The organism is Massilia violaceinigra (genome assembly GCF_002752675.1).
Taxonomy (GTDB): Bacteria; Pseudomonadota; Gammaproteobacteria; order Burkholderiales; family Burkholderiaceae_D; genus Telluria_A; species Telluria_A violaceinigra.
Genome location: NZ_CP024608.1, coordinates 7132993 through 7156985 on the forward strand (window position 1 = coordinate 7132993; position 23993 = coordinate 7156985).

The following is a 23993-nucleotide window of genomic DNA, read 5'->3' on the forward strand; positions in this document are numbered from 1 at the left end:
CTCAATTGACGTGACCGAGGAGTAAACAATGAAACCATTCACAACCGCACCAAAAATCTTGCTGACTGCGGCGCTGCTGGCGTCAATGCTCGTTGCCTGCAAACGCAACGACACCCCTGCCACCGGGACCGGCGATACCACCACGTCCGGCACGACCTCCGGTACCACATCCGGTACCAGCGGCACCGGCGGTACCACTGGCACTGGCGATACCGGCACCAGCGGCACCGGGACCAGCGGTACGGGCACCAGCGGTACCAGCGGCACCACGGGCGATACCGGAACCAGCACCTCAGGCTCGGGCACATCCGGCACAGGAACGACTGGCACGGGCACGAGCGGCACCGGTACGTCAGGCACCAGCGGCACATCCGGCACGACCGGCACATCGGGAACCAGCGGCACCTCAGGCAGCACGGACACCACCCCGCCGCCCGACAAGGACAAGCGCTGACCGATCGTGCATGGCCGCAAATGAAAAACCGCCGTTTCTGCCAGTGGCAGAAACGGCGGCCCGGCTACTGACGGCATCTCGTTCCGATGTGCCGGCAGTGCCCCCCTACACACTGCGGCTACTTGAGCGGCAAAGCATCCCGCATGACCGCGCTGCGCTTGTCACCCGTGACCAGGCGCACTCCGCGCATGATCAGGCGATAGATCAGGCGAATAAAGGTCAGGAACAAAATCACCTCGATGAACGTCGCCAGGAACGCCAGCAGCGGACCGAAGCGCGCCGAACGGCGGTGGAACTTGGCGCCCATGCTGTCGGTCTTGATTTCAATGCTGTCGTAAAAAGTCGGCACCACCAGCAAGGTCAAAATGGTCGACGTGATGGTACCGCCGATGATCGCAATCGCCAGTGGACGGTAGAACTCGCCGCCCTCGCCCAGCCCCAGCGCCACCGGGAACATGCCGGCGATCAGCGCGAAGGTGGTCATCAGGATCGGACGCAGGCGCGCGCGGCCTGCCTCCATCAGCGAATCCTCGCGGCTGTGGCCTTCACGTTCGCGCGAGCGGGCGGCGTCGAGCAGCAGAATCGCATTCTTTGCCACCAGGCCCATCAGCATGATGATGCCGATGAAGCTCATCAGGTTGAGCGTGTTACCCGTCACCAGGAGCGCCACGACCACGCCGATCAGCGACAGCGGCAAGGACAGCATCACCGCCAGCGGCGCCGTGAACGAACCGAACTGCATCACCAGGATCAGGTACATCAAACCGATGCCCGATACCAGCGCGATACCCATTTCGGTAAACAGCTCTTGCTGGTCCTGGCCGGCGCCGCCCAGTTCACGGCCGTAGCCGGGCGGGTAATCGAAGGTATCGGCTAGTTTCATGGCATCGCTCGAGACTTCGCCGTTCGATCGTCCCTGCGCATTGGCCGACACCGAAATGGTGCGCTTGCCGTTCTTGTGCGAAATGCCGGATGGCCCCTTACCCATGGTAATGGTGGCAATCTGGTCGAGCGGCACCATCTGGTTGGTGCCGGTCACGGCGATCGGCAAGCGTTCGATATTGTCGGCGCTGATGCGGTCGTCCGGATGCAGGCGCACCGCCACGTCGCGCGTTTCGCCGGTCGGGTCGACCCAGTCGCCCACTTCGACGCCGGCAAAGGCCACCCGCAGCGACTGCGCCGCATCGTTGACGGAAATGCCCATCGAATTGGCCAGGCCGCGGTTCAGTTCGATCTGCAATTCGTTTTTCGGATCCTGTTCGGACAAGCCGACATCGATCGCGCCCGGCACCGTGCGCAGCTTTTCCATGTAGGCATTGGCAATGTCGAGCAGCTTGCGCGAATCCGGCCCGGTGAACTGGATCTGGATCGGCTTGCTGGCGCCATTGTTCATATCGTCCAGCACCACGTATTCGGCGCCGACCAGCTGGGAAATCTTGGCGCGCAGCTCGACCGCGATTTCCTTGGCGCTGCGCGAGCGGGTGGCGCGTTTGCCGATATCGACATACACCTTGCCGCCGCCCGTGTTAATGAAGGCGTTGGTGTCCTTGGTTTCCTTGATCGTGCGGGCCAGCTCGGCCGCCTTTTCCAGCTTGGCGCGCGAATACTCGACGCTCGACGAGGCCGGCGTGCGGATATCGATCAGCAACTGGCCATAGTCGGCTTCCGGCAGGAAGCTGGTGCCGCCCTTGGCGCCCTGCAGATAAATCGCGCCGGCGAAGGTGGCCACGGCGATCAGGGTCATCCAGATGCGGTGATGCAAGGCCCAGGCGATCACATTGCCGTAGCGGTCGGCCTGGCGGTCGAACCACTCGTTAAAGTGATGCAGCATCAGCGACAAGCCTTTTTTCGGCGCCGTGTGATGATCCGGCGGGTCGCCCCAGTAAGCCGACAGCATCGGGTCGAGCGTGAAGGAAATGACCAGGCTGACCAGCACCGAGCAGGTGACCGTCAGCGCGAACGGACGGAACCATTCACCGGACACGCCCGGCATGAAGGCCACCGGAATGAACACGGCGATGATCGAGAACGTGGTCGAGGCAACCGCCATGCCGATCTCGGCGGTGCCTTCGAGGGCAGCCTTGCGGCGGTCGGAACCGCGCTGCATGTGGCGCACAATGTTTTCGCGCACCACGATCGCATCGTCGATCAGCACGCCGATCGCCAGCGACAGCCCGAGCAGGGTCATGAAGTTGAGCGTGAAACCGCACAGCCAGACCGCGATGAACGAGGCGATCACCGAGGTCGGCAAGGACAGCGCCGTGATCAGGGTCGAGCGCCAGGAATTGAGGAAGGCGTACACCACGAAAATGGTCAGCACGGCGCCGAAGATCAGCGACTCGATCACATTGTTCAGGCTGCGCTGGGCTTCATCGCCGCCATCGCGCGTGACTTCCAGGACGGTGCCTTTCGGCAGTTCTTTTTCCAGTTCCTTGATCAGCAGTTTGGCCTTGTTCGCCACGCTGACGGTACTGGCATCGCGCGAGCGGGTCAGGGTGATGCCCACGTTCGGCTTGCCGCTGCGGATGCTCAGGTTGTTGACTTCGGCAAAGCCGTCGCGGATCTCGGCCACCTGGGCCAGGCGCACGATTTCCTCGCCGCGGCGCTTGACCACGATCTGCTGGAATTCCTCGGGAGACTCGATGCGGCCCACCAGGCGGATGCTTTTCTCGTCGTATTCGCCGCGAATCTTGCCCACCGGCGCATTGGTGTTTTGCGTGCGCAAGGCGTTGACCACGTCGGACACGGCCACATTATATTCACGCAGCTTTTCGGCGCGCAGCAGCACCGACAGTTCGCGCCGCAGCGCACCGTTGACGTTGACCGTCGCCACGCCGTCGATGCCGCGGAAGCGGTCGGCCAGCACGTCCTCGGCCAGGCGCGAGATTTCCGCATGGGTCTGGCTGGTGGAAGACAGCGCCAGGTTCAGGATCGGCTGCGTGGCCGGGTCCAGGCGCTGCAGGATCGGTTCGCGCATCTCGGTCGGCAGCTTGTAGCGCACCGTGGCGATGGCGTTGCGGACCTCGTCGGACGCTTCGATCAGGTTCTTGTCGAAGTTGAACTCGAGCCAGAACTGGGCATTGCCCTCGACCGCATTGGCGTGCACATCGGTCACGCCGGAAATGCTGAGCAGCGACTTTTCGATGCGGTTGATCACTTCGCGCTCGACCGTGTCCGGCGACGCGCCCGGATAGGGAATATTGATCTGCAAGACCGGCACTTCGACGTCGGGATTCTGGTTGACGCGCAGTTTGGTCAGGGCAAGCAGACCCATGCACATCAGGGCGACGATCAGCACAATCGTCGCGATTGGCCGCTTGATACTGAAATCGGAAAGGAACATGGCTTATTTCCCCTGCACAACAGCTGGGGCGGCGGCAACCTTGGCCGGCGCCAGTTCGACCTTCTGGCCCTCTTTGAAGGCCGAGCTCGGATTGCGCATGACGGTGTCGCCGGCGGCCAGGCCTTGCTTGATTTCATAGTTGCCGGTGCGCGTGTCGCGCGGCCCGACCGCCAGGTCGACCTTGTTCAGTGTTTTGTTGCGCAGGCGCCAGGCGTATGCCTTGTCGCCGGCCTTGACCAGCGCGCCTTCGGGCAACATCAGCGCAGCCTTGGTTTCAGCCTCGATGCGCCCTTCCCCATACAGGCCGGAAACCTTCGGCACCGCCGAGCCGGGCGCAAACCCGACCAGCACCTCGACCTGGCGCGTGACGTCGTTGGCGGCCGGATCGACCCGCTTGACCACGCCGCGGAATTCTTCACCGGCATAGCCGTTGATCCGGAAGCTGACCGCCTGGCCAACCTTGACCGTGCTGATGCGGTCGGCCGAGACGTGCCCTTCAAAACGCATGCTGGACGGATCTATCACTTTCAGCAATTCCTTGCCGACCGAAGCGGTGTCGCCGGCCGAGACCTTGCGTTCGCTGACCACGCCGTCGAACGGCGCCCTCACCATGGTGCGGGCCAGTTGCTGGCGCGCCAGCGCGGCGCGCGATTTGGCGGCAGACACTTCGCTCAAGGCATTGTTGCGGCGCACTTCGGCGTCATCCATGGCCTGGGCCGATGTCATGCCCGAGGCGCGCAGGGTTTTCATGCGTTCGAGCTGGCGTTCGGCCTGGTCGAGCGCCTGGGAGGCGGCGCGGGCCGATTGCTCGGCCGAGCTGAGGCTGTCGCGGATGGCGGTTTCATCGAGCTTGACGAGGATATCGCCGCGCTTGACGATGTCGCCGTTTTCCTTGAGCACCTGCAACACCACGGCCGAGACTTCGGCGCGCAGGTCGGCCTTGCGTTCGGGCTGGACCGAGCCGGTCACGACCGGACCGGACGCGAGCGCGTTCGATTGGATCGTAAGCATATCTTCCGGAGAAACCAGCAACTGGACGGGGGCGGCCGCCTTGGCGTCCTTGCCCGGTTCTTTGGCGTCCTTACTGCAGGCGGCGAGCGCCGTGGCGATGGCGAGGACGAGCATTGTTTTGCGCAGCATGGGATTCTCCGGGTTCAAATCGGTCAGACGTATGTATCAAATTGAAAACTATCAGCGGCAAAGTATCCTTGAGACGGATATCGACGTCAATTAGCAATCTTTCAACCTGCCCGTTTGGATGCCTGAACTGCGGATTTGCGGGACTGAACTGCATTCCTGCCGTACTGAGTTGCAACAAACTGGGCCGCCACACCCGCGTGTTTTTTAGTCCGGCGCCATGGCGCGGCGTCAGAACCGCTCGAACAGATGGAAAATCGCAAACCCCATGCCGATGCCGGTGCAAATGCCGCCGGTGATTTCGACCAGGGTATGCCCCATGCGTTCCCGCAGATGGGTATGGTCGGCGGCGCTGCCGGCCACGCGGTTGATGGCGGCGGCCTGGCGGCCCACGTGCTGGCGCAGGCTGTTGGCGTCGATCATCACAATAAACGCCAGGGTCACCGCCACCCCGAATGCCGGACTGTCCATGCCTTCGCGCAGGGCGATCAGGGTCGCCATGCTGGTCACCACCGAGCTGTGATTGCTGGGAAAGCCACCGTTGCCGACCAGATTGAACGCCCAGCGCCGCTGGCGTGCACTATTAATCAGGAACTTGATTGGTCCCACCACCATCCAGGTCAGGACTGGCGTGATGAGGTAGCTGATATCCATGCGTGTAATCCTTGTTGTCATTAAGCCGCGAAATTGCTGCGTAATTAACAATTATCGCAGATCACGCCCGCCAGGGGGACCACGGCAACGGCCGCCGAGCCGGGGCGCACGCGCGCGTTTGACCGCTCATCGGGCAGGAAAACCTATTAGAATGACATCAGACCGCCGCCTCGCCGGCGCCCGCCATTCGTATCGAATTTTTCCTTGGGAATTTCCGCATGCGCCATTTCAGACTCTCCTTCCTCGTCACCTTCATTCTCATGTGCGTTGCCGCCTGGTGGGGCTACTCGCGCGGCGGCATCCCCGGGCTGCTCAATGCACTGTGGATATCCGCGGTGCTGGGCGTGCTGGAAGTGTCGCTTTCGTTCGACAACGCGGTGGTCAACGCCTCGGTGCTGCGCCACTGGAACGACTTCTGGCGCAAGCTGTTCCTGACGGTCGGGATTCTGGTGGCGGTGTTCGGCATGCGCCTGGTTTTTCCACTGGTCATCGTTTCCGTCGCCACCGGGCTGGGCTTGCTGGACGTGTGGACCATGGCGATCAACACGCCCGACGAATACTCGCGCCACCTGACCGAGAACCATGCCGAGGTGGCGGCGTTCGGCGGCGCCTTCCTGCTGCTGGTGTTCCTCAACTTTTTATTCGACGAAGAAAAGGAACTTCACTGGCTCGGCGTGTTCGAAGAGAAGGTGGGTAAATACGGCAGCGAGAGCCTGTCGGTGATGCTGACCCTGTGCGCATCGTTCATGGCCATGTACCTGGTGCCGGAAGCGCGCAAGCTCAGCGTGCTGATGGCGGGCGTGCTGGGCGTGGTCATTTACGTGGGCGTGAACTGGATCAGTACTTTGCTGGAGGAAGAAGAAGCCGATCCGACCATCGGGCAAATGGTCTCGCGCGGCAGTATCGGCGGTTTTTTGTATCTGGAAGTGCTCGATGCCTCGTTCAGTTTCGACGGCGTGATCGGTGCGTTCGCCATCACGAGCGACGTGGTCATCATCATGCTGGGCCTGGCCATTGGCGCCATGTTCGTGCGCTCGATGACGGTGTACCTGGTCGACAAGGGCACCTTGCAGGAGTTTGTGTATCTGGAACACGGCGCGCATTATGCCATCGGGATTCTGGCGCTGATCATGTTCGCCAGCGTGCGCTATCACATTCCGGAGTGGTTCACGGGGCTGTCGGGGGTGGCGTTCATTCTGGTGTCGCTGTGGTCGTCGCTGCGGTACAAGAAACAGCAGGAGGCCTTGGGGGTGGCTTGATGCAAGAGCAGTTTGGGGGAGCATGCTCCCCCACTGTCCTTCCGTCAATTGCAGAGACGAGTTCGGGCGCAGGCGGGAACGCATGCGTTCCCGCCGATGGCCGCCCTGGCGCGGGAGACGTCAACGGTGCAAGAGTACCGCACCAGCGCATGAGCTCTTAGAGTTTATCCATCTGCTGCTTCACGTACACCGCTCCCGGGCTGGCCGGAGCCAGTTCCAGGAAGGTCTTGAACGCCAGCTTCGCCTTCGCCACGTCGCCAGCCTGGACATGCGCATCGCCCAGGTTGCGGTATGCCACCGCGCGCGACGGGTCCATCTTCACGGTATTGTCGAACCAGCGCGCCGCCTCGGCGAATTTCCCCTGCTTGTAATACACGAAGCCCAGATTATTGGCCGCCAGCGCAAAGTCGGCGCGCAGTTTCAGCGCCTCGGTGAATTCCGCTTCGGCCGCCGCATACTGCTTCTCCTTAAACAGCTGCAAACCGCGGTCGTTGGCGCGCTGGGCCAGCTGGCGCGCCGACGACGGCACTGCCAGCGGCGTCACCAGCTTCTGCTCCTTGCCCTGCAAATCCTTGACCGCGACCGGCGCCGTTGGTGGCGTCACGCCCGGCTTGTCGTCCGACTTGGGCGCGTCCGGGCGCACCGCGTCGAGCTTGGCGTTGAGCGCGATCGCCTCGGTCGACAACTGCGCCGTCTGCGGATTCAAAAACTCCGCCTCGACCGGCAGCTCGAACACAAAGTCGCCCCCTTCCGAGCCGGGCAGGCTGCCGAACGCCGGCGTCTGGTTCGACACGCCCGCCACCGCCGGCGCCACATAAGCCGCCAGTTCGGTGGCCGTGATCAAGCCATCGCCGTTGAGGTCGCCCTTCCCCGCCAGTCCCTGCAGCAAGGTCCAGGTGAACACCGAATGCCCGTTCGGCCCGCCGTCCGACACCAGCTGGTCGGCCCCGCCGGCGGTCAGCATCTGGCGCCCGATGCGGCGCGCGTTATCGCGCAGGAAGGCGCCGGCGCCGGCGCCGCCGCCGCGCGTCAGGCCCAGCCCGCTGTAGCAGGCATCCATCACGAACAGCGCATGCTTGGCGGTCAGGCTCTCCGCAATGTTCTGGATTTCGCTCATCGGAATCGCATCCGTGGCGAACTGGGCCGGGTCGGAATCGTAAGGCACGATGTAGCCGAGGTCGCGGCCCGAACTGAGCTTGCGGGTAGCGCCGTGGCCGGCGAAAAACACGAAAATTCGGTCATTCTTTTGCACGCCGCCGTGGGCCAAGCGGTCATGGAAGGCGCCGAGGATGCCGGCGCGGGTCGCTTCGGCATTGTTGAGCGAGACCACGCGCTCGGCCGCGAAGCCGAACTTGCCGATCAGCGTTTCGCGCACACCCTGGGCATCGCGCACCGCGTACTGCAGCTTGGGCCACTTCGGATAGCTGTCGATGCCGATCACGATGGCCCAGGAATTGGCGTAACCGGTGCTCACCGCCACTTTTTCGGCGGGCGCGGCGGCCGTGTTGGCGCTGGTGAAATTGGCGCCATCCCAGCCGGCGAACTGATAACCCTCCGCGATCAAGCGGTCCAGCACGGCAGGCAGCGCCTTGACCGTGCGCGCATGGATGTCGTGGAACAGGATGATGCCGCGGCCCTCCTTGTCGACCGTGCGCAGGACCCGTTCCGCGATCGAGGCCGGAACCGGATCGGCCCAGTCGAGCGAATCGATATTCCACATCACCGAGCGCAGGTGCGCGCCTTGCAGCGCATGCATGCCCTCGCTGTTACGCGCGCCGTAGGGAAAGCGGAACAGCGGCGAGCGGCCGGCATCAATGGCCTTGAGCAGCACATCGGTATTGAGGATCTCGGCCTTGAGCTTGTCGCCGGTTTCTTTCGACAGCTGGGCGTGCGTGTAGCTGTGGTTGGCCAGCGTGTAGCCGCCTGCCTTGAGCTTGCGGCTGACCGCGGCGCCCTCCGACAGCGTCGCCTTGCCGGCGGCATCGACGCTGCCCAGGTTGCGCCCGACGCTGAAAAACACTGCCGGCACCCCGTACTGCTTGAGGATCGCGGCGATTTCTTCGCTGTAGCGCTTGTGGGGACCGTCATCGAAGGTCAGCACCACGGTTTTCTTGGGCAGGGAATTGCCGAAGATCTCGTTGGGATCGGGCTCCGCCTTGGCTTTGGGCTCCGGGGGCAAGGCCGATGCCGGGTAAGGCATCACCACGCCCTGCTCCTTGAGGATGGTGTCGCGCGTGTACAGGGTCTTGAGGTAAGCCAGGTAAGTGTCCCAGCGCTCGCGTTTGAGCTCGATCGCGCGCGACTCGTAGCGGCCGAACACCTGGCGGATTTCCTTCTCGTAGTTGCGCTCGATCTCGGCCAGCGCATCGAGATCCTCCGACAGGCGCTTGTGGATCTTAATGGCCGGCAAGCTCGAATCCTTGGCCACTTCCGCCAGCAAGCCTTGCAGCAGCTCGCGGAAAGCGAGGCGGTCGGCGTCGTACAGGGATTTATCGGACTCGATGAAGCCGAGCAGTTCGCTGACGGCATCGAAGCGGTTCGGCTGGGTGGAGGCGAGCAGCGCGGCCAAGTCGCGTTCGAGGGACTCGGCGCGTGACTGATTCTCGTGGAACAGATTCTGGCCGACGCGCTGCGCCTGATCGCGCTCATTGGCCGGCATCGACTTCTCGTCGGCGAGCAGGACGATGATCTTGCGGTAATTGGCCAGCAAGGCCTGGATGCCGCTCATCAGCGGCGCGGCATCGGTGCGCGGCGCAGGCGTGGCTACGGGGGCGGACTTGACGGGCGCGGGCGGCGGCGTTGCCGGCGCCGGCTTACGTCCGGCAAACAAAAAGGTTGCCCCGGCCGCGCCCGCGATGGCGAGCGCAGCGGCGATTTTGATGGAAGTGGAAGTCACGGAGACACACCTGTTGGAAGAAATGCATCGATTGTATTGCAAATACAAAACGCGCCCGAAATTCCTACGCCAGCAATCAACCTTCCCACAACCGGGGTCAGAGCTCTGACTCGCAACATTTTTGTTTCCTAACCGGGGTCAGACCTCCGTCTCGAAATTTTGTAAAACTGGAGAATTCGAAAACGCCAAGAATTGATCGCTTCTACGGCCAATTCCGCGCAAATGCGCACAAAATCGAGCCCGCCCGAATCAACCCGATTAACAAAATTTCGAATCGGAGGTCTGACCCTGGTTAGGAAACAAAAAAATATTGCAAGTCAGAGCTCTGACCCCGGTTGGGGTGAAGTGGGGTGTCGCGGTAACGGGTGCTACTGGTAGCGCGCGAGGATGGTACTCATGGCGCCGCTGGCGATCAGGCGCGAGATCGCTTTATCGACATCGGCCACCGTGACCTTGCCCTTGGGGGAGACCGCACACTGGCCCATATAGCTCTTGACCTCCAGCGGCGGATGCAGCACAAGCACCGGGTCGCTGAGCTTTTGGCGGTAGTCGAGAAACAGTTTGGCCGTGACGACATGCTGCAATCGTCCCGCCGCCAGCTTGCGCAGGTTGGCCAGCGAGCTGACACCTTCGTCGCGGATGAATCCCGCGCCCAGCATTTCGTCGAGCTCGGGATGGGAGTAGCCGAGCACAGTGCCGATCGGCTTGCCCGACACGTCGGCCACGCTGCGCGGACGCGCCGCACTGCGCGCCGTGATCAACACCTGGGTGATCGGGACGAAGGCCCGGCTCCAGTGGAACGATCCGTTGAGCCATTCGGGAACATAGCTGCACAGCACGTCCGCACCACCATCTTCCAGCGTGCGCACAATCCGCTTGCGCGGCATGGCCACAAACACCGCCGTGCGCCCCATCGCGCCGGCGAGCGCCTGGCCGATGTCCTTGTGGATGCCATCGACCAGCCGCCCACGCTCGAAGCGTGCCATCGGCATGTCGGTACTGGTATCGACCAGCACCGACAGCTCCGCCGCCTGCACTCCGGGTGGAAGCGACAGCAGCAAGGCCAGGAGCAACTTGGAGTTCGTCATGCCGCCGATCTTACCTCATCAGCAGGCGGACCGTAAGAACAGCCTCTGCGCCACGCATGCCCTGCCCGCCTCAGCCCTTGGCCGGCGCGGTCAGGCGGCCCAGCACCTGGTGCGTCATCGTGGCCGAGGTCGAACGCTGCGCCGCATCGGTGGCGCTGCTGCGTTTTTCGTCGTCGATGGCGTGCTTGGTGACCATCAGGGTGTGCGTATCGGCTTCCAGGCGGCGCATTTCGAGCGCCACCAGCTCACGCTTGGCGTCGGCCATTTCCTTGGTGGTGATCGCGCTCTTGCGCTGCATCTCGGCCTGCGCCTGCGCGCTGTCGAGCAGCACGCGCTGGGCGTCGCGCTTGTCTTGCGCGGCCAGCGCAGCGATTTCTTGCGCGACCTGGAACTGGCGCGCCATGCTGGCCGCTTCGTGTTCGGCTTCGGCCCGCGCACGCGCCGACAGGCAAGCCGCCTGTTCGGATGCCAGGCGCGCCGCAATCGCCTGCTCGGCGCGCTGGTCGGCCGCCAGTTGCTGACGCTGGGTGGCAAGCTTTTGCTCGATCAGCGCCAGCGAGGCGCGCTCGGTCTCGATGCTGGCCCGCTCGGCCTCGGCGCTGGCACGTTCGAGCACCAGCGCTTCTTCGGCCAGCTTGAGTTTCTGCTGTTCGGTCTCTGCCCGCACCTGCTGCACCTGGGCGCGCTCGGTCGCCACCCGTGCCTGGGCCGCGACAGCATCGGCGGCGCGTGCCGCCTGGTCGGTTTCGACCTGGGCCTGTTGCGCCAGCACGCGCGCGGCCTCGGCTTCGGTACGGCGGGCCTGCTCGGCGCCGGCGCTGGCCAACGCCAGCTGGCGCTTGGCGGCCAGGGTTTGCTCGGCCAGCATGACGGCCGCACGCTCGCTGTCGGCAACGGCGCGTTCCTGCGCCAGCGTTTCCTCGGCCAGTGCCAGTTTTTGCTGCTCGGAGCGGGCGCGTTCGCGCTGCGCTTCGGCCAGTTCGGCGGCGGCGCGCGCTTGGGCGGCGATGGCGTCGGCGGCGTTCTGCGCCTGCACGCTTTCAATTTCAGCCTGTTGCACCAGTTCGCGCGTGGCCTCGGCTTCGAGCCGTTTGGCCTGTTCGGTGTAGGCGGCGGCGACCGCCATCTGGCGCTGGTCGGCGGCGTTCTGTTCGGCCAGGGCCAGGGCGGCGGCTTCGCTCTCGGCACGCGCGCGTTCATCGGCCAGTGCCTGTTCGGCCAGGGCCAGTTTTTGCTGTTCGGCCACGGCGCGCGCGCTCTGGGTCTGAGCCAGGTCGATGGCGGCGCGGGCCTGCGCGGCGATGGCGTCGGCGGCGGCCTGGGCCTGCACGCTTTCGGTTTCCGCCTGCTGCACCAGGTTGCGCGTGGCGTCGGCGGCGATCCGTTTGGCTTGCTCCGTGCTCGCTGCCAGCTCGGCTAGCTGGCGCTGCTCGGCGGCGTTCTGTTCGGCCAGCGCCAGGGCGTTGCGCTCGCTCTCGGCGCGGGCGCGCTCGTTGGCCAGCGTTTCTTCGGCCAGCGCCAGCGCCTGTTCGGCCATGGCCAGGGTTTGCTGCTCGGCCTCGGCACGCGCGCTTTGCGCCAGCGCCAGCTCTTGCGCCACGCGCGCCTGGGCGGCGATGGCGTCGGCGGCGGCGCTGGCTTGCGCGCTGTCGATCTCGACCTGCTCGGCGAGCAAACGGGTCGCTTCCACTTCGATTTGCCTGGACTCGGCCAGACGCTGTTCGGCGTCGGCTTTCTGGCGCAGCAGCACCGCTTCGGTCTGTTCGGCGTCGGCGCGCGCCTGGGCCGCTTCGGCGGCGCGGGTTTCGGCTTCAAGCCGTTCCTGCAGCCGTGCCAGCGCGGTTTGTTCAGCTTCGGCGTGGGCCTGTTCGGCCTGCGCCAGCGCGGCCGCTTGCGCAGCCTTGTCGGCGGCCAGCGCACTTGCGCGGCGCTGCAGCTCGACCTGTTCGGCGATCGACGCCACGGCGGCTTGTTCGGATGCGTTTTCGGCGGCTGCCAGGTCGGCCGCGGCCTGGGCCAGGCTGGCACGTTCTTCAGCCAGCACGCGCGCGCGTTGCTGTTCCTCGGCTTCGGCCAGCGCGGCGGCGGTGGCGGCCTGGTCGGCCAGGGCGCGTTCATTCGCTTGTGCCGTGGCGAGCGCTTCGGCGTCGACCTTCGCTTGCACGACGGCGCTGGCATCGTCTTCGGCCTTGGCGCGCGCCAGGGCCACTTCGCGCAGGCGCTTGTCGACTTCGATCCGTTCTTCAGTCGCGGTCAGGATGCGCGCTTCGGCGTCGCGCCGGGCAGCGGCACCGGCGGCAGCCATCTTTTCCAGGCGTTCGCGGTGCAGCGCGGCGTCGCGCAGTTCTTTTTCGGATTGCAGGCGCAGGTGGATCGACTGGGCGGCCACGCGTTCGGATTCGGCCTGGGCGATGGCGATCGCTTCGCGTTCCTGTTCGATGTGGGCCAGGGCGCGTGCTTCTTCCAGCGCGCGCGCTTCTGCCACGGCGCGGGCAAAGGCCGACGCCAGTGCGATCTGGTCGGCTTTTTCGCGCTGGACGGTCAGTTCGAGCGCTTCCGATTCGGCTTCGGCCAACTGTTCGGCGGTGTGGCGCGCACCCTTGGCCTGGCGCTCGCGTTCGCGCGCCAGGGCGGTCATGCGGGCGTCGGCGTTGGCGATGTGCAGTACTTCTTCCTGGGCGGCGTGCACCGCGGCAACCCGTTCGACCGCCTGCAGGCGCGCCTGCTCGGTCTGGACCAGCAGTGCTTCGGTGGCGCGCGCGGCCTGTTCGGCCAGCTCGGCTTCGGCGGCGATTTGCTCGGTGGCGCGGCGGCGCGCTTCTTCGTCGGCTTTCAGGCGCGTTTCAGCGGCCAGTTTGATCTGGGTATCGGCTTCAACGCGGGCGCGCAGCTCGGCGGTTTCCTGACGCACCGCTTCGAGGCGTTCCAGGCTGGCCTGGGCGGCGGCGCGCAGGGTTTCGAGGCGGTCGCGATTGGCTTCGATGGCTTCTTCGGAGGCTTGTGCGTTTTGCAAGGCGGCGGCGGCAGCGGCGGCGTCCATGGCGGCGCGTTCCTCGGCCAGGCCGCGCGCACGCGCTTCGGCATGGGCCCGGCTTTCAGCGGCGCAAGAGGCTTTGGCTTCGGCTTCGACCCGGGCGATGGCTTCGTGGATGGCGCGCATTTCGGACTGGGCGCGGTCGGGACCAGCTTCGGCGACAGGGGCGGCAGCCGGGGGCACAGCGGCAGCCGGGGGCACAGCGGCAGCCTGGGGCGCGGCGCCGTCGGGCGGCAGCGCGATGGTCAGGTTGGCATCGTCGTGCGGGGCTGGTGTGGATTCCATCGTCGTTCTCGCTTGGGCTACCGTCCCGGCATGGGAAGGCCTGACGTTGATTATCTGTCAGGTCGACCCGCACCGGCGCACGGATCAGACGCGGAAAAACCAGCCAATTCGGCCCTTTGCTCTACAGGAGCGTTACCACAGCGCTGGCTCATCCATCAGCGCGATCTGTTCGCGCAGTTCGAGGATGCGGTCTTGCCAATAACGTTGCGTATTAAACCACGGGAAGGCGACCGGAAAGGCCGGGTCGTCCCAGCGCCGCGCCAGCCAAGCCGAGTAATGGATCAGGCGCAAGGTGCGCAGCGCTTCGATCAGGTTCAGCTGGCGTTCGTCGAAGTCGGCGAAGTCTTCGTAGCCGGCCAAAATATCGCTCATCTGGCGCACCATGTCGCGCCGCTCGCCCGAGAGCAGCATCCACAGGTCCTGGATGGCGGGGCCGGTGCGGCTGTCGTCGAAGTCGACGAAGTGCGGGCCGTCCGGGGTCCACAGCACGTTGCCGACGTGGCAATCGCCATGCAGGCGCAGTTGGGCCGATTCGCCCGCCCGCGCGTAGCAGTGGCGCACGCCGTCGAGCGCCTGCTCCACCACGCTGGTATAGGCGGCCAGCAGTTCGGGCGGGATGAAGTCGTTGGCCAGCAGGAAGTCGCGCGGTTCGCGCCCGAAGGTGTCGATGGTCAGTGCCGGGCGCTCGGTGTAGCCCGACAAGGCGCCGACCGCGTGGATGCGGCCGATGAAGCGCCCGGTCCATTCCAGCACGGCCGGGTCGTCGAGCTCGGGCGCGCGCCCGCCGCGCCGGGGAAAGACGGCAAAGCTGAAGCCGCCGTAGCTGTGCAGGGTGCGCCCGTCCAGCGTGAGCGCGGGGACCACGGGAATTTCGCGGTCCGTCAGTTCCTGCACAAAGGCGTGCTCTTCCAGGATGGCGGCGTCGCTCCAGCGTTCGGGGCGGTAGAACTTGGCCACCACCGGCGCGGCGTCTTCCATGCCGACCTGGTAGACCCGGTTTTCGTAGCTGTTGAGCGCGAGCAGGCGGCCGTCGGCGCGCAGGCCGACGCTGTCGAGCGCGTCTAGCACGCACTCGGGGCTCAGGTTCGAAAACGGGTGGATGGCGGGTGTGTCGGGGTCGGAATATGGCGTCGTCATGCCCGCTATTGTACGGCGCGCCGCATTTAACAGTACGTCCCTGTGCGCGAACGCGTTAAACTAGCGGCTTCAACGATCAACAAGAGCACGCCATGCAACTCGACCAGCCCCTTTCAGAAAAAGAATTCGACGAACTCGACCAGTTCCTCCTGTCCGACCGCAGTGCGGAAGACGCCATGACCATGGACACCCTGCACGGCTACCTGACCGCTGTGGCGATGGGTCCGGAAACGATCATGCCGGCCGAGTGGCTGCCGAAAGTGTGGGGCGAGGATGAAAAGAGCGTCCCCAAGTTCAAGAATGCCAAGGAAGAAGAGCGCATCATCGAACTGATCATGCGCTTCATGAATGAAGTGCTGGTCACGTTTGAAGTCGCGCCGAAGGAATTCGAGCCCCTGTTCTGCGAAGCCGAGCACGAAGGCACGATGCTGCTCGACGGCGAAGCCTGGTGCTGGGGCTTCTGGGAAGGCATGGAACTGCGCCCGGGTTCGTGGGACCCGATCTGGGAATCGGACCTCGAACCGCTGATGCGCCCGATCTACCTGCTCGGCGCCGACGAGATCGAGGAAGAAGAACTGAAAGAAGTCGATACGCCGATGAAAGGCCACAAGCTGGCCCTGGATATCCAGGCCAACCTGCCGGCCATTCACCGCTTCTGGGTGCCGCTGCGCAAGGCCGCGGTCACCACCATGAAGCGCGACGAGCCGAAAATCGGCCGCAATGACGAGTGCCCTTGCGGCAGCGGCAAGAAGTACAAGAAGTGCTGCGGCGCCGATCCGGTTGCCGAGTAATTAAGTACCAGGCCCGGTGCGCGTGAGGCGCGATGCCCTACGCCGCCGGCGCCAGTTCGGCCAGGCGGCTCTGATACAGCGCCGCCACCAGGTCGGACTGGGTCACGATGCCGGCAAACCGGTCTTCGTCGTCGACCACGGGAATGTGGTGCAGGCCGGCGTTGGCCATCAGCGGCACCAGTTCCACGATCGGCGTGTGCACATGCGCCGTGGCCACCCTGGCCGTCATGATCTGCCCCACCACTTCCGGTTTGTCCGAATGCGTCAGCCCGCTGCGCTGCAGCAGTGCGCGCAGGCGTTTTCCCAATCCGCTATACCCGTCCAGGTCGCTGTGGCGCAGGAAATCGGTCTGGGTGACGATGCCGGTCACCCTCCGCGCCCGGTTCAGCACCGGTAGCGCGTGCACCTGGTGATGCCGCATCAGGCCCCAGGCGTCGCCCAGCGCCGTGCCGAATTCGAGCGTGACCACGTCGGTCGACATGATCTGGCCGCAGCGGATCACGCCGAAGCGGCGTCCGTAGGCCGCCGTTTCGGTGGCCAGGATGATGCCTTCGAGGTCGTCGCGGCTGACGTCGAGCACTTGCCCATAACGCTCCAGCACGCCGTCAAGGTCGGCGCTGCTGAAACCCAGGCGCGCGGTCGGTACCGCGTCGGCGGTGTCGTGCGCATTTTGCATGGCCGATTGCTGGCGGTGCGGGTAGCGCCGTCCGGTCAGGTTGTTGACGGCCAGGGCCGCGCCCACCATCAGCACGCAGTTGAGCGCCACCGGGGTCACGGCAAAGCCGAAGCCGAGTTCGTGCACGGCGGGACCGGCCAGCACGGCCGTCAGCGCCACCGCGCCACCGGGCGGATGCAGGCAGCGCAGCGCGAACATGGCGGCAATCGCCAGGCCGCCGGCCAGCGGCGCGGCGATCTGGGTGGCGCGCCATTGCTCAAGGCGGGCGGCACTGTTGGGCGGAGGTAATAAGGCGGTGAGCCAGGCGGCGCGCGGGTCGGACATGGGGGCGACGCCAAAGCACATCGGCCCGGAATGCGATCCTGTAAAGGAAAGCAAGCCGGGCCGATGAAGGTATTACCGGGGCGGTTTATTGGCCGCGCGGGCCTTTGTCGGCGCCCTGGTGATCCTTGACGCCATCGTTCTTGTGGTTGCCGGCGACTTCTTCCGCTTGCGCGCGCTGGCGGTTCTTGGTGGCGTCCTGCTGAACCTGCTGATCTTCGCGCTGTTGCTGCTCAGTTGGGTCGTTGGTGTGCTTGGTCATAGAGCCTCCTATTTGTTTGAGACACAACAATACGCCCTTCCCTCCAACAGTTCCGTTCGCCACCCCACGTAAGCGGGAATTTATTTCCTGCGGCACAGATTACGGCGGCGGTAAGCTTTTCAACACGAGGTCGAAGGGGCGCCTGTTGTCATACGGCGGCTCAAGCAGTGTATCGATGCCTCGGAAGGTCGGGCCGGCAAGCGCCCAGCCCAGCGGCGTGTGGGTTTTGGTCGGCATGCCGAACCACAGGAAGCGGGTCGGCCCGGCCGGCAGGATCACGGCCATGTCGCGCTTCTCCGCCGTGACGGCGAAGGTGGCGCGCGCGGTCCGGGTGTTGAACAGTCCCAGCGGCGGGGCCAGCAATTCCGACAGGAATGTGGTGTCCATGCGTGCGCCGGCCGGGTCCTGCTTGTCCCTCGGCGCGATCGCGTCTGGCGAATTGCTGATGACAATTACTGCCGGGTCGATGTCGTAGCCGCGTTGGCGCCACCGATCCAGCGCCGGGCGCATCGCAAACAGCAGGTCGCGCACCGATTCGACGCCGGAGTTCTCAAAATAGCCGCCATCGATGATGCGCCCCCACGGCGCCCGCTCGCGCCCCGGCGCGCACGCCACCAGCGCCTCGCCCTCGCGGCAGGCGGACACCGTGCCGGCCGGGCTGATATAGCTGAAGCGCGCGCTGTTGTGCACCGCCGTGGAGAGACTCATCTGGCGCAGGTCGAGCACCGGGTCGAGCGCATCGTAGGCATCGGGAAAGCTGCCGTCGATGACCAGGTCGCTGGCGATGATGCGGTTGCCGCCGTCGACCAGGGTGGCGTTGAGCAGCAGCGAGGGCACGTTCATGGCAGGGTCGGCGGCCCACAGCTGGTCGAAGCGCCGCCCGAAGCGCTCGCTGCCGGTGGCGTTTTCCCAGCCCTGCGCCCACGCTGCCTCCATCGCGCGGGCCCGGTCCGCCGCCGGGATTGCAAATGGCAAAAAGCGCTGCAGCATGTCCGGATACAGCGCGTAGCCGAGGGTCGGCGACAGGAAGTCACGCTGCAAGACCTTGCGCATGCAGGTCTGGTAGGCGCCATCGCGGGCGCCGCCCGCGCACGGGGTGCCGGCCAGGCCGCCGCTGCCGGCGTCCGCCACCAGAGCGGCGTAGGCGCCGATGCCAAGGCTGCCGCCGGACACGCCGCTCAGCGCGAACAGGTGGCGCCCGAAGCGCGCGCCGCTGTCATCCTGCAGCCTGGCCAGCACCATGCCGGTCCAGTAGGCGGCGCGGATGCCGCCGCCCTCGGCCGCCACCACGAACAGGGGAAACGGCCGCTTCGGCACCAGCGCGCCGCTGTCCACGCGCGTTTGCAGCCAGGCATCGAGGTGAGCGTCGATCTGGCGCCGGATCACTGGCGCATCGCCCGCACCGGTGGCCAGCAGCTTGACCTGGTGATTGTCGTTCCACAGGCTGAACACGACGAACAGCAGCAGCGGCAGCGCCGCCATCGAAGGCAGTTTGGCTTGTTTGAAGTAATAGGTCAGCACCAGGTCGCCGAACAGGATCCAGCTGGCGAACGCGAAGCACAGCAGCGCCGGCGCGGTGACGAAGCGCGTGACTTCGACCGGCCATATCCACACGGCGGACAGCAGAATAAAGGTGAGCAGGATGGCCAGCGACACCGTCAGCACGGTGCGCTGCTGCAGCGATTCGAAGCGGATCGCGGTGGTCTGCCCTTCGAAACCGCGGAAACGCGAAGCGAACCAGGCGCGCCGCTTGACCACGAACACGCCCATGGCGAAGGCGGTGAGAAAGCAGGCCAGCGCCAGCACCGGCTCGCCCAGGCGCTGGAACTGGATCGACAGCACGCTGGCCGGCACGATGCCGAGAAAGCGCGGCAGCCACATGCGGATGGCGTTGACGAACGGCGTGTCGGTGCGGTCCAGCAGGGAGGTGCCGTCGAACACGCGGCCCAGGGTCAGGCGCGCGCTGTACCAGGCCGCGGTCGACCAGCTGGCCACGGCGAATATGAAGATGGGAAAGGTCCAGCCCGGATCGCTGACCAGGCGCAGCGATTCGCTGCCCTGGGGAATGAATGCCAGCCCGGCGGAACACAGCAAGGTGAGGCTGAAGCTGTACACGCAGCGCCACAGGATGGAGCCGACTTCCTTGCCGCGCTCGCCAACCACGCGTACGATTCTGACCATGTGGTTCTCCTTGTGGATAGAAGCGTCGCCAGCGCGCTGCCATACTGTTCTGTTCAAATTATTCTGTTCAAATGCTGCCGGGTTCCCCGCCCCGAACCCTGAGCTGCGTCGACTCTGCCCTAGCGCATCGCCAGCGCCTGCCGCTTCTTTGGCGGCGGAAACGCCCGATCCAGATCCTCCAGATCGAACGCACTGAGCACCACGTCCAGCGCGGCCCGGTTCTGGCGCACATGCGCCGGATCGGCCGCCTTGGGAATGGCCACCACCCCGTCCTGCCGCAACAGCCACGCCAGCGCGATCTGTCCCGCCGTGCAGCCGTGCCGCCCGGCCACCGCCACCAACGCCGGATTACCCAGCAGCAGCGCGCGCTCGCGGCCGGCCGACTCCAGCGGCGAATACGCCATCACCGGCATGCCGTGCTTGCGCGACCAGGGCAGCAAATCCCACTCGATCCCGCGCTTGACCAGATTGAACAGCACCTGGTTCACGGCAATGCCGCGTCCGCCGGGCAAGGCTTCGGCTTCCAGCATGTCGCCCAGGTCGAAATTGCTCACGCCGAAATCGAGGATCTTGCCGTCCTTTTGCAGCGCCTGGAAAGAGTCGAGCGTCTCGGACAGCGGCACCGCCCCGCGCCAGTGCAGCAGGTACAGGTCGATGCGGTCGGTGCCGAGGCGCTGCAGGCTGCGCTCGCAGGCGGCGCGCACGCCGCGCTTGTCGGCATTGTGCGGATAGACTTTGCTGACGATAAACGCCTGCTCGCGGCGCCCGGCAATCGCGGCGCCCACCACTTCCTCGGCCCCGCCCTCGCCATACATCTCGGCCGTGTCGATCAGCCCCATGCCCAAATCCATGCCCAGCTGCAGCGCGCCAATCTCGTCCTGGCGCCGCGCCGGGTCTTCTCCCATGTTCCACGTACCTTGTCCGAGCGCGGGAATGTGGCGTCCGGACCGCATCGTTACAGTTTTCATGTCGCAAGATCCCATCGCTGTTGCGTAAAGATCATTCTAGAGGAAAAAGCCATTTCCGGCTCATGGGCATCAGCCCGCCACAGGTGGCGCAGCACGGAATACAACAGGGGAACAGGCATGCCCCGGCCAGGACGGCCGGGGCGACAACAAGGCGGATTACAGCTTGATGAAATGCTCGCGGTAGTAGCGCAGCTCTTCGATCGATTCGATGATGTCGGCCAGCGCCGTGTGCTTCTGGTGCTTCTTGAAACCGCTGACGATTTCCGGCTTCCAGCGCTTGCACAGCTCTTTCAGGGTCGACACATCCAGGTTGCGGTAGTGGAAGAACGCTTCCAGCTTCGGCATGCCGCGCACCATGAAGCGGCGGTCCTGGCAAATGGTATTGCCGCACATGGGCGACTTACCGGCAGGAACGTAGTTCTTCAGCCAGGCGATCAGTTGCGCTTCGGCTTCGGCTTCGGTCACGGTCGAGGCCTTGACCTTCTCGATCAGCCCGGAGCGCCCGTGGGTACCCTTGTTCCAGGCATCCATCTTGTCGAGCGTTTCGTCCGACTGGTGGATGGCGAACACCGGGCCTTCGCCCAGGATGTTCAGGTGCATGTCGGTCACGACGACCGCCACTTCGATGATACGGTCGGTATCGGGCTCCAGGCCCGTCATTTCCATGTCCACCCAAACCAGGTTGAACTCATTTGGGCGCGGTAACGCGGCCGGTGCTGCTAAATCAGTGGCATGTGACATAATTCTCTCTTGGCCTAAACAATCCTGCATTTTCTCACAGGCACAGAATGTCTTCACTCGCGTTTTCGATATTGTTCGTTTCTTTCTTCATTTTGTCCCTGGTACTGCGCTTTTGGCTGTCCAGCCGCCAGTTGCGCCACGTGATGGCCCACCGCGGCGCGGTCCCGGCCGATTTTGCCGAAAAAATCCCGCTCGCCGCCCACCAGAAGGCGGCCGACTACACCGCCGCCAAGATCCATTTCGGCCTGCTCAGCCTCTTGTTCAGCAGCACCGTCCTGATCGGTTTTACCCTGCTCGGCGGCCTGCAATGGCTGGCCATCGCCCTGCTGCCGCACACCGGCAACGGCATCGTCTTCCAGATCGGCCTGTTCGTCGCCTTTGCCGCCGTGAGCGGCGTGCTCGACCTGCCGTTCGACTATTACCGCCAGTTCGTGCTCGAAGAGCGCTTCGGTTTCAACAAGATGAGCCTGGGCCTGTGGATCGTCGACGCCCTGAAAGGCACGGCCCTCGGCCTGGTGCTCGGCCTGCCGCTGATCTGGGTTGTCCTGCAACTAATGGAAAAAAGTGGCAACCTGTGGTGGTTGTACACCTGGCTGGTCTGGATTGGCTTCCAGCTGGTGATGATGGTCATCGCCCCGACCTTGATCATGCCGCTGTTCAATACATTCGAGCCGCTCAAGGACGACAGCCTGCGCCAGCGCATTGAAGGCTTGATGGCCCGCGTCAACTTCGCCGCCAAGGGCCTGTTCGTCATGGATGGTTCCAAGCGCAGCGCGCACAGCAACGCCTTTTTCTACGGTTTCGGCGCCAACAAGCGCGTGGTGTTTTTCGACACCCTCATCGCCAGCCTGACCCAGCCGGAAATCGAAGCGGTGCTGGCGCACGAGCTGGGCCACTTCAAACTGCAGCACAACCTCAAGCGCATGGTGATCGGCTCGGTCGTCTCGCTGGCCTTCCTGGCCCTGCTGGGCTACCTGAAAAACCAGACCTGGTTCTACAGCGGCCTCGGTTTCGATCCGATGCCGGGCGTGCCGAGCGACGCCGTGGCGCTGCTGCTGTTCATGCTGGTGCTGCCGGTGTTCACCTTCCTGTTCTCGCCGCTGACCTCGATCAGCTCGCGCAAGCACGAATTCGAAGCCGACGCCTTCGCCGCCACCCACACCGACGCGCGCGACCTGATCTCGGCGCTGGTCAAGATGTACGAAGAAAACGCCTCCACGCTCACGCCCGACCGGCTGCACTCGACCTTTTACGACTCGCATCCGCCGGCCAGCATCCGCATCCATCAACTCAACCTGGCGGTCCGATGAACCTGCTTACCCGAAACTGCGGCGCCAACGCCGCCGCCCTCGACGCCGGCGCCATCGCCGCCCTGCTGCCGCAGGTGCCCGGCTGGAGCATCGCCGAGGGCAAGCTGCAGCGCAGCTTCAATTTCAAGAATTATTACGACACCATGGCCTTCGTGAACGCGCTGGCCTGGATCAGCCACCATCAGGACCACCATCCGGAACTGACGGTCACCTACAAGGAGTGCGCAGTGCGCTACAACACCCATTCGGCCGGCGGCGCGCTGTCTGACAACGACTTTATCTGCGCGGCGAAAGCCAGCGCGCTGTACGACCAGCGGAGCGGCGCATGAGCGGCCCTGGCGTGCCGGCGGCCACCGGCCTGACCGGCATCATCATCGCCGCCCACGGGCGCCATTACCTGGCCGACGTGGACGGACGCAAGCTGCAGTGCGTCACGCGCGGTAAAAAGACCAATATCGCCGTGGGCGACGTGGTCAACCTCAAGATGACGTCGGACGACCAGGCGGTAATCGAATCGATCACCGAGCGCAAGACGCTGCTGTACCGCTCCGACCAGTACAAATCGAAGCTGCTGGCGGCTAACCTGAGCCGCCTGTTCATCGTGGTGGCGACCGAGCCGGGGTTTGCCGACGACCTGATTTCGCGCTCGCTGGTGGCGGCCGAAGCGGCGGGCATCGAGGCGCACCTGATCCTCAACAAGACCGACGTGGCCGACTTGCTGCCCAAGGCGCGCGAGCGCCTGCTGGCCTACACCTCGCTCGGCTACCCGCTGCATGAAGTGTCGGCGCGCGCCAATCCGGAGCACGCGGTGGCCACCCTGATGCCGCTGCTGGAAGGGGAATCGTCGATTTTCATCGGCCAGTCGGGCATGGGCAAGTCGTCGCTGATTAACCTGCTGGTGCCGGACGCGGATATTGCGGTGCGCGAGATTTCGGCGGCGCTCGACACCGGCAAGCACACCACCACCTTCACGCGCCTGTATTCGCTGGGCGAGCATGCCTCGATCATCGATTCGCCAGGTTTCCAGGAGTTCGGGCTGTATCACCTGAGCGAAGGGATGCTGGAACGGGCGTTCGTCGAGTTCGGGCCGTATCTGGGCGGTTGCAAGTTCTACAACTGCCGCCACCTGATCGAGCCGCAGTGCGCGATCCTGACGGCGGTGGCGGAAGGCAAAATCGCCAAATTCCGCCACACGCTGTACGGACAGCTGCTGCACGAGTCGGCGCAGACGCTGTACTGATTGCCGCGCGCGGTAGCGCTAGCCCGTCGTTCCAGCCGCTAACCCGTCGTTCCCGCGCAGGCGGAACCCAAGTTCGTGCCGCTGCCACTGGCGGATCAACAAACTTGGGTTCCCGCCTGCGCGGGAACGACGGTTCTAAGGTCAGCGACCGGAACCAATATCTTCCCCTCCCTCTTTTCAGCATACAATGGCAACACCATCGTAAAGGGGTCCCGG

At 64.7% G+C, this 23993-nt stretch carries 18 protein-coding genes; 6 read left to right on the top strand and 12 right to left on the bottom strand.

The features are described from left to right. Positions 1-28 precede the first annotated feature (28 nt). On the top strand, positions 29-454 hold the full coding sequence (locus CR152_RS30830; RefSeq protein WP_208640232.1) for a hypothetical protein: 426 nt from the start codon (positions 29-31) through the stop codon (positions 452-454). Positions 455-572: 118 nt separating this feature from the next. Here the strand turns inward: CR152_RS30830 and CR152_RS30835 are convergent, their stop codons facing one another. The 3 genes from CR152_RS30835 to CR152_RS30845 all read right to left on the bottom strand — a co-directional run bounded on the left by CR152_RS30835 (position 573) and on the right by CR152_RS30845 (position 5588). Further along, positions 573-3797, bottom strand: coding sequence for an efflux RND transporter permease subunit (locus tag CR152_RS30835; protein ID WP_099881397.1), 3225 nt, complete (start codon positions 3795-3797; stop codon positions 573-575). 3 nt (positions 3798-3800) lie between these two features. Beyond that, the gene (locus CR152_RS30840; RefSeq protein WP_099881399.1) at positions 3801-4937 is read right to left on the bottom strand and encodes an efflux RND transporter periplasmic adaptor subunit; all 1137 of its coding nucleotides are present in this window, start codon (positions 4935-4937) and stop codon (positions 3801-3803) included. Positions 4938-5165: 228 nt separating this feature from the next. Further along, entirely contained in the window at positions 5166-5588 is a 423-nt protein-coding gene (locus tag CR152_RS30845; protein WP_099881401.1) for a divergent PAP2 family protein, read from the bottom strand. A 218-nt stretch (positions 5589-5806) separates the two neighbouring features. Here CR152_RS30845 and CR152_RS30850 point away from each other — a divergent pair, with 218 nt between their 5' ends. Beyond that, the gene (locus tag CR152_RS30850) at positions 5807-6847 is read left to right on the top strand and encodes a DUF475 domain-containing protein (protein WP_099881402.1); all 1041 of its coding nucleotides are present in this window, start codon (positions 5807-5809) and stop codon (positions 6845-6847) included. A gap of 157 nt (positions 6848-7004) precedes the next feature. Here CR152_RS30850 and CR152_RS30855 read toward each other — a convergent pair whose 3' ends face one another. The 4 genes from CR152_RS30855 to CR152_RS30870 form a co-directional block, all read right to left on the bottom strand. Continuing rightward, positions 7005-9743: a polysaccharide deacetylase family protein gene (locus CR152_RS30855; RefSeq protein ID WP_099881404.1), complete on the bottom strand. Its 2739-nt coding sequence runs from the start codon at positions 9741-9743 to the stop codon at positions 7005-7007. A gap of 368 nt (positions 9744-10111) precedes the next feature. Then, the gene (locus CR152_RS30860) at positions 10112-10831 is read right to left on the bottom strand and encodes a substrate-binding periplasmic protein (RefSeq protein WP_099881406.1); all 720 of its coding nucleotides are present in this window, start codon (positions 10829-10831) and stop codon (positions 10112-10114) included. A gap of 70 nt (positions 10832-10901) precedes the next feature. Then, positions 10902-14150: a coiled-coil domain-containing protein gene (locus tag CR152_RS30865; RefSeq protein WP_229413720.1), complete on the bottom strand. Its 3249-nt coding sequence runs from the start codon at positions 14148-14150 to the stop codon at positions 10902-10904. A 132-nt stretch (positions 14151-14282) separates the two neighbouring features. Continuing rightward, positions 14283-15287: a serine/threonine protein kinase gene (locus tag CR152_RS30870; protein ID WP_099881408.1), complete on the bottom strand. Its 1005-nt coding sequence runs from the start codon at positions 15285-15287 to the stop codon at positions 14283-14285. Between the two features lie 92 nt (positions 15288-15379). Here CR152_RS30870 and CR152_RS30875 point away from each other — a divergent pair, with 92 nt between their 5' ends. Then, a complete protein-coding gene (locus CR152_RS30875) occupies positions 15380-16078 on the top strand; it encodes a UPF0149 family protein (RefSeq protein ID WP_099881410.1) in 699 nt (232 codons plus the stop codon). A 37-nt stretch (positions 16079-16115) separates the two neighbouring features. Here the strand turns inward: CR152_RS30875 and CR152_RS30880 are convergent, their stop codons facing one another. The 5 genes from CR152_RS30880 to orn form a co-directional block, all read right to left on the bottom strand. Beyond that, positions 16116-17078, bottom strand: coding sequence for a CBS domain-containing protein (locus CR152_RS30880; protein ID WP_229413721.1), 963 nt, complete (start codon positions 17076-17078; stop codon positions 16116-16118). Positions 17079-17163: 85 nt separating this feature from the next. Further along, entirely contained in the window at positions 17164-17337 is a 174-nt protein-coding gene (locus tag CR152_RS33495; protein WP_157778855.1) for a hypothetical protein, read from the bottom strand. 99 nt (positions 17338-17436) lie between these two features. Further along, positions 17437-19518: a hypothetical protein gene (locus tag CR152_RS30885; protein ID WP_099881413.1), complete on the bottom strand. Its 2082-nt coding sequence runs from the start codon at positions 19516-19518 to the stop codon at positions 17437-17439. A gap of 119 nt (positions 19519-19637) precedes the next feature. Beyond that, positions 19638-20486, bottom strand: a complete 849-nt coding sequence (locus CR152_RS30890; protein WP_208640233.1) for an aldo/keto reductase — start codon at positions 20484-20486, stop codon at positions 19638-19640. Positions 20487-20642: 156 nt separating this feature from the next. Next, entirely contained in the window at positions 20643-21227 is a 585-nt protein-coding gene (orn, locus tag CR152_RS30895; protein WP_099881416.1) for an oligoribonuclease, read from the bottom strand. Positions 21228-21274: 47 nt separating this feature from the next. Here orn and CR152_RS30900 point away from each other — a divergent pair, with 47 nt between their 5' ends. Genes CR152_RS30900 through rsgA form a run of 3 tightly spaced genes read left to right on the top strand, consistent with a single transcriptional unit; the run spans position 21275 to position 23777 of the window. Next, positions 21275-22537 (top strand): M48 family metallopeptidase, encoded by a 1263-nt coding sequence (locus CR152_RS30900; protein WP_099881418.1) that lies wholly within the window; start codon positions 21275-21277, stop codon positions 22535-22537. Beyond that, positions 22534-22866 carry a 4a-hydroxytetrahydrobiopterin dehydratase gene (locus CR152_RS30905; RefSeq protein WP_099881419.1) on the top strand — a complete coding sequence of 111 codons (333 nt, stop codon included), beginning with the start codon at positions 22534-22536 and terminating at the stop codon, positions 22864-22866. The genes CR152_RS30900 and CR152_RS30905 overlap by 4 nt, the downstream gene beginning before the upstream one ends. Further along, positions 22863-23777: a ribosome small subunit-dependent GTPase A gene (gene rsgA / locus CR152_RS30910; protein WP_099881421.1), complete on the top strand. Its 915-nt coding sequence runs from the start codon at positions 22863-22865 to the stop codon at positions 23775-23777. The genes CR152_RS30905 and rsgA overlap by 4 nt, the downstream gene beginning before the upstream one ends. The last annotated feature ends 216 nt before the right edge of the window (positions 23778-23993 follow it).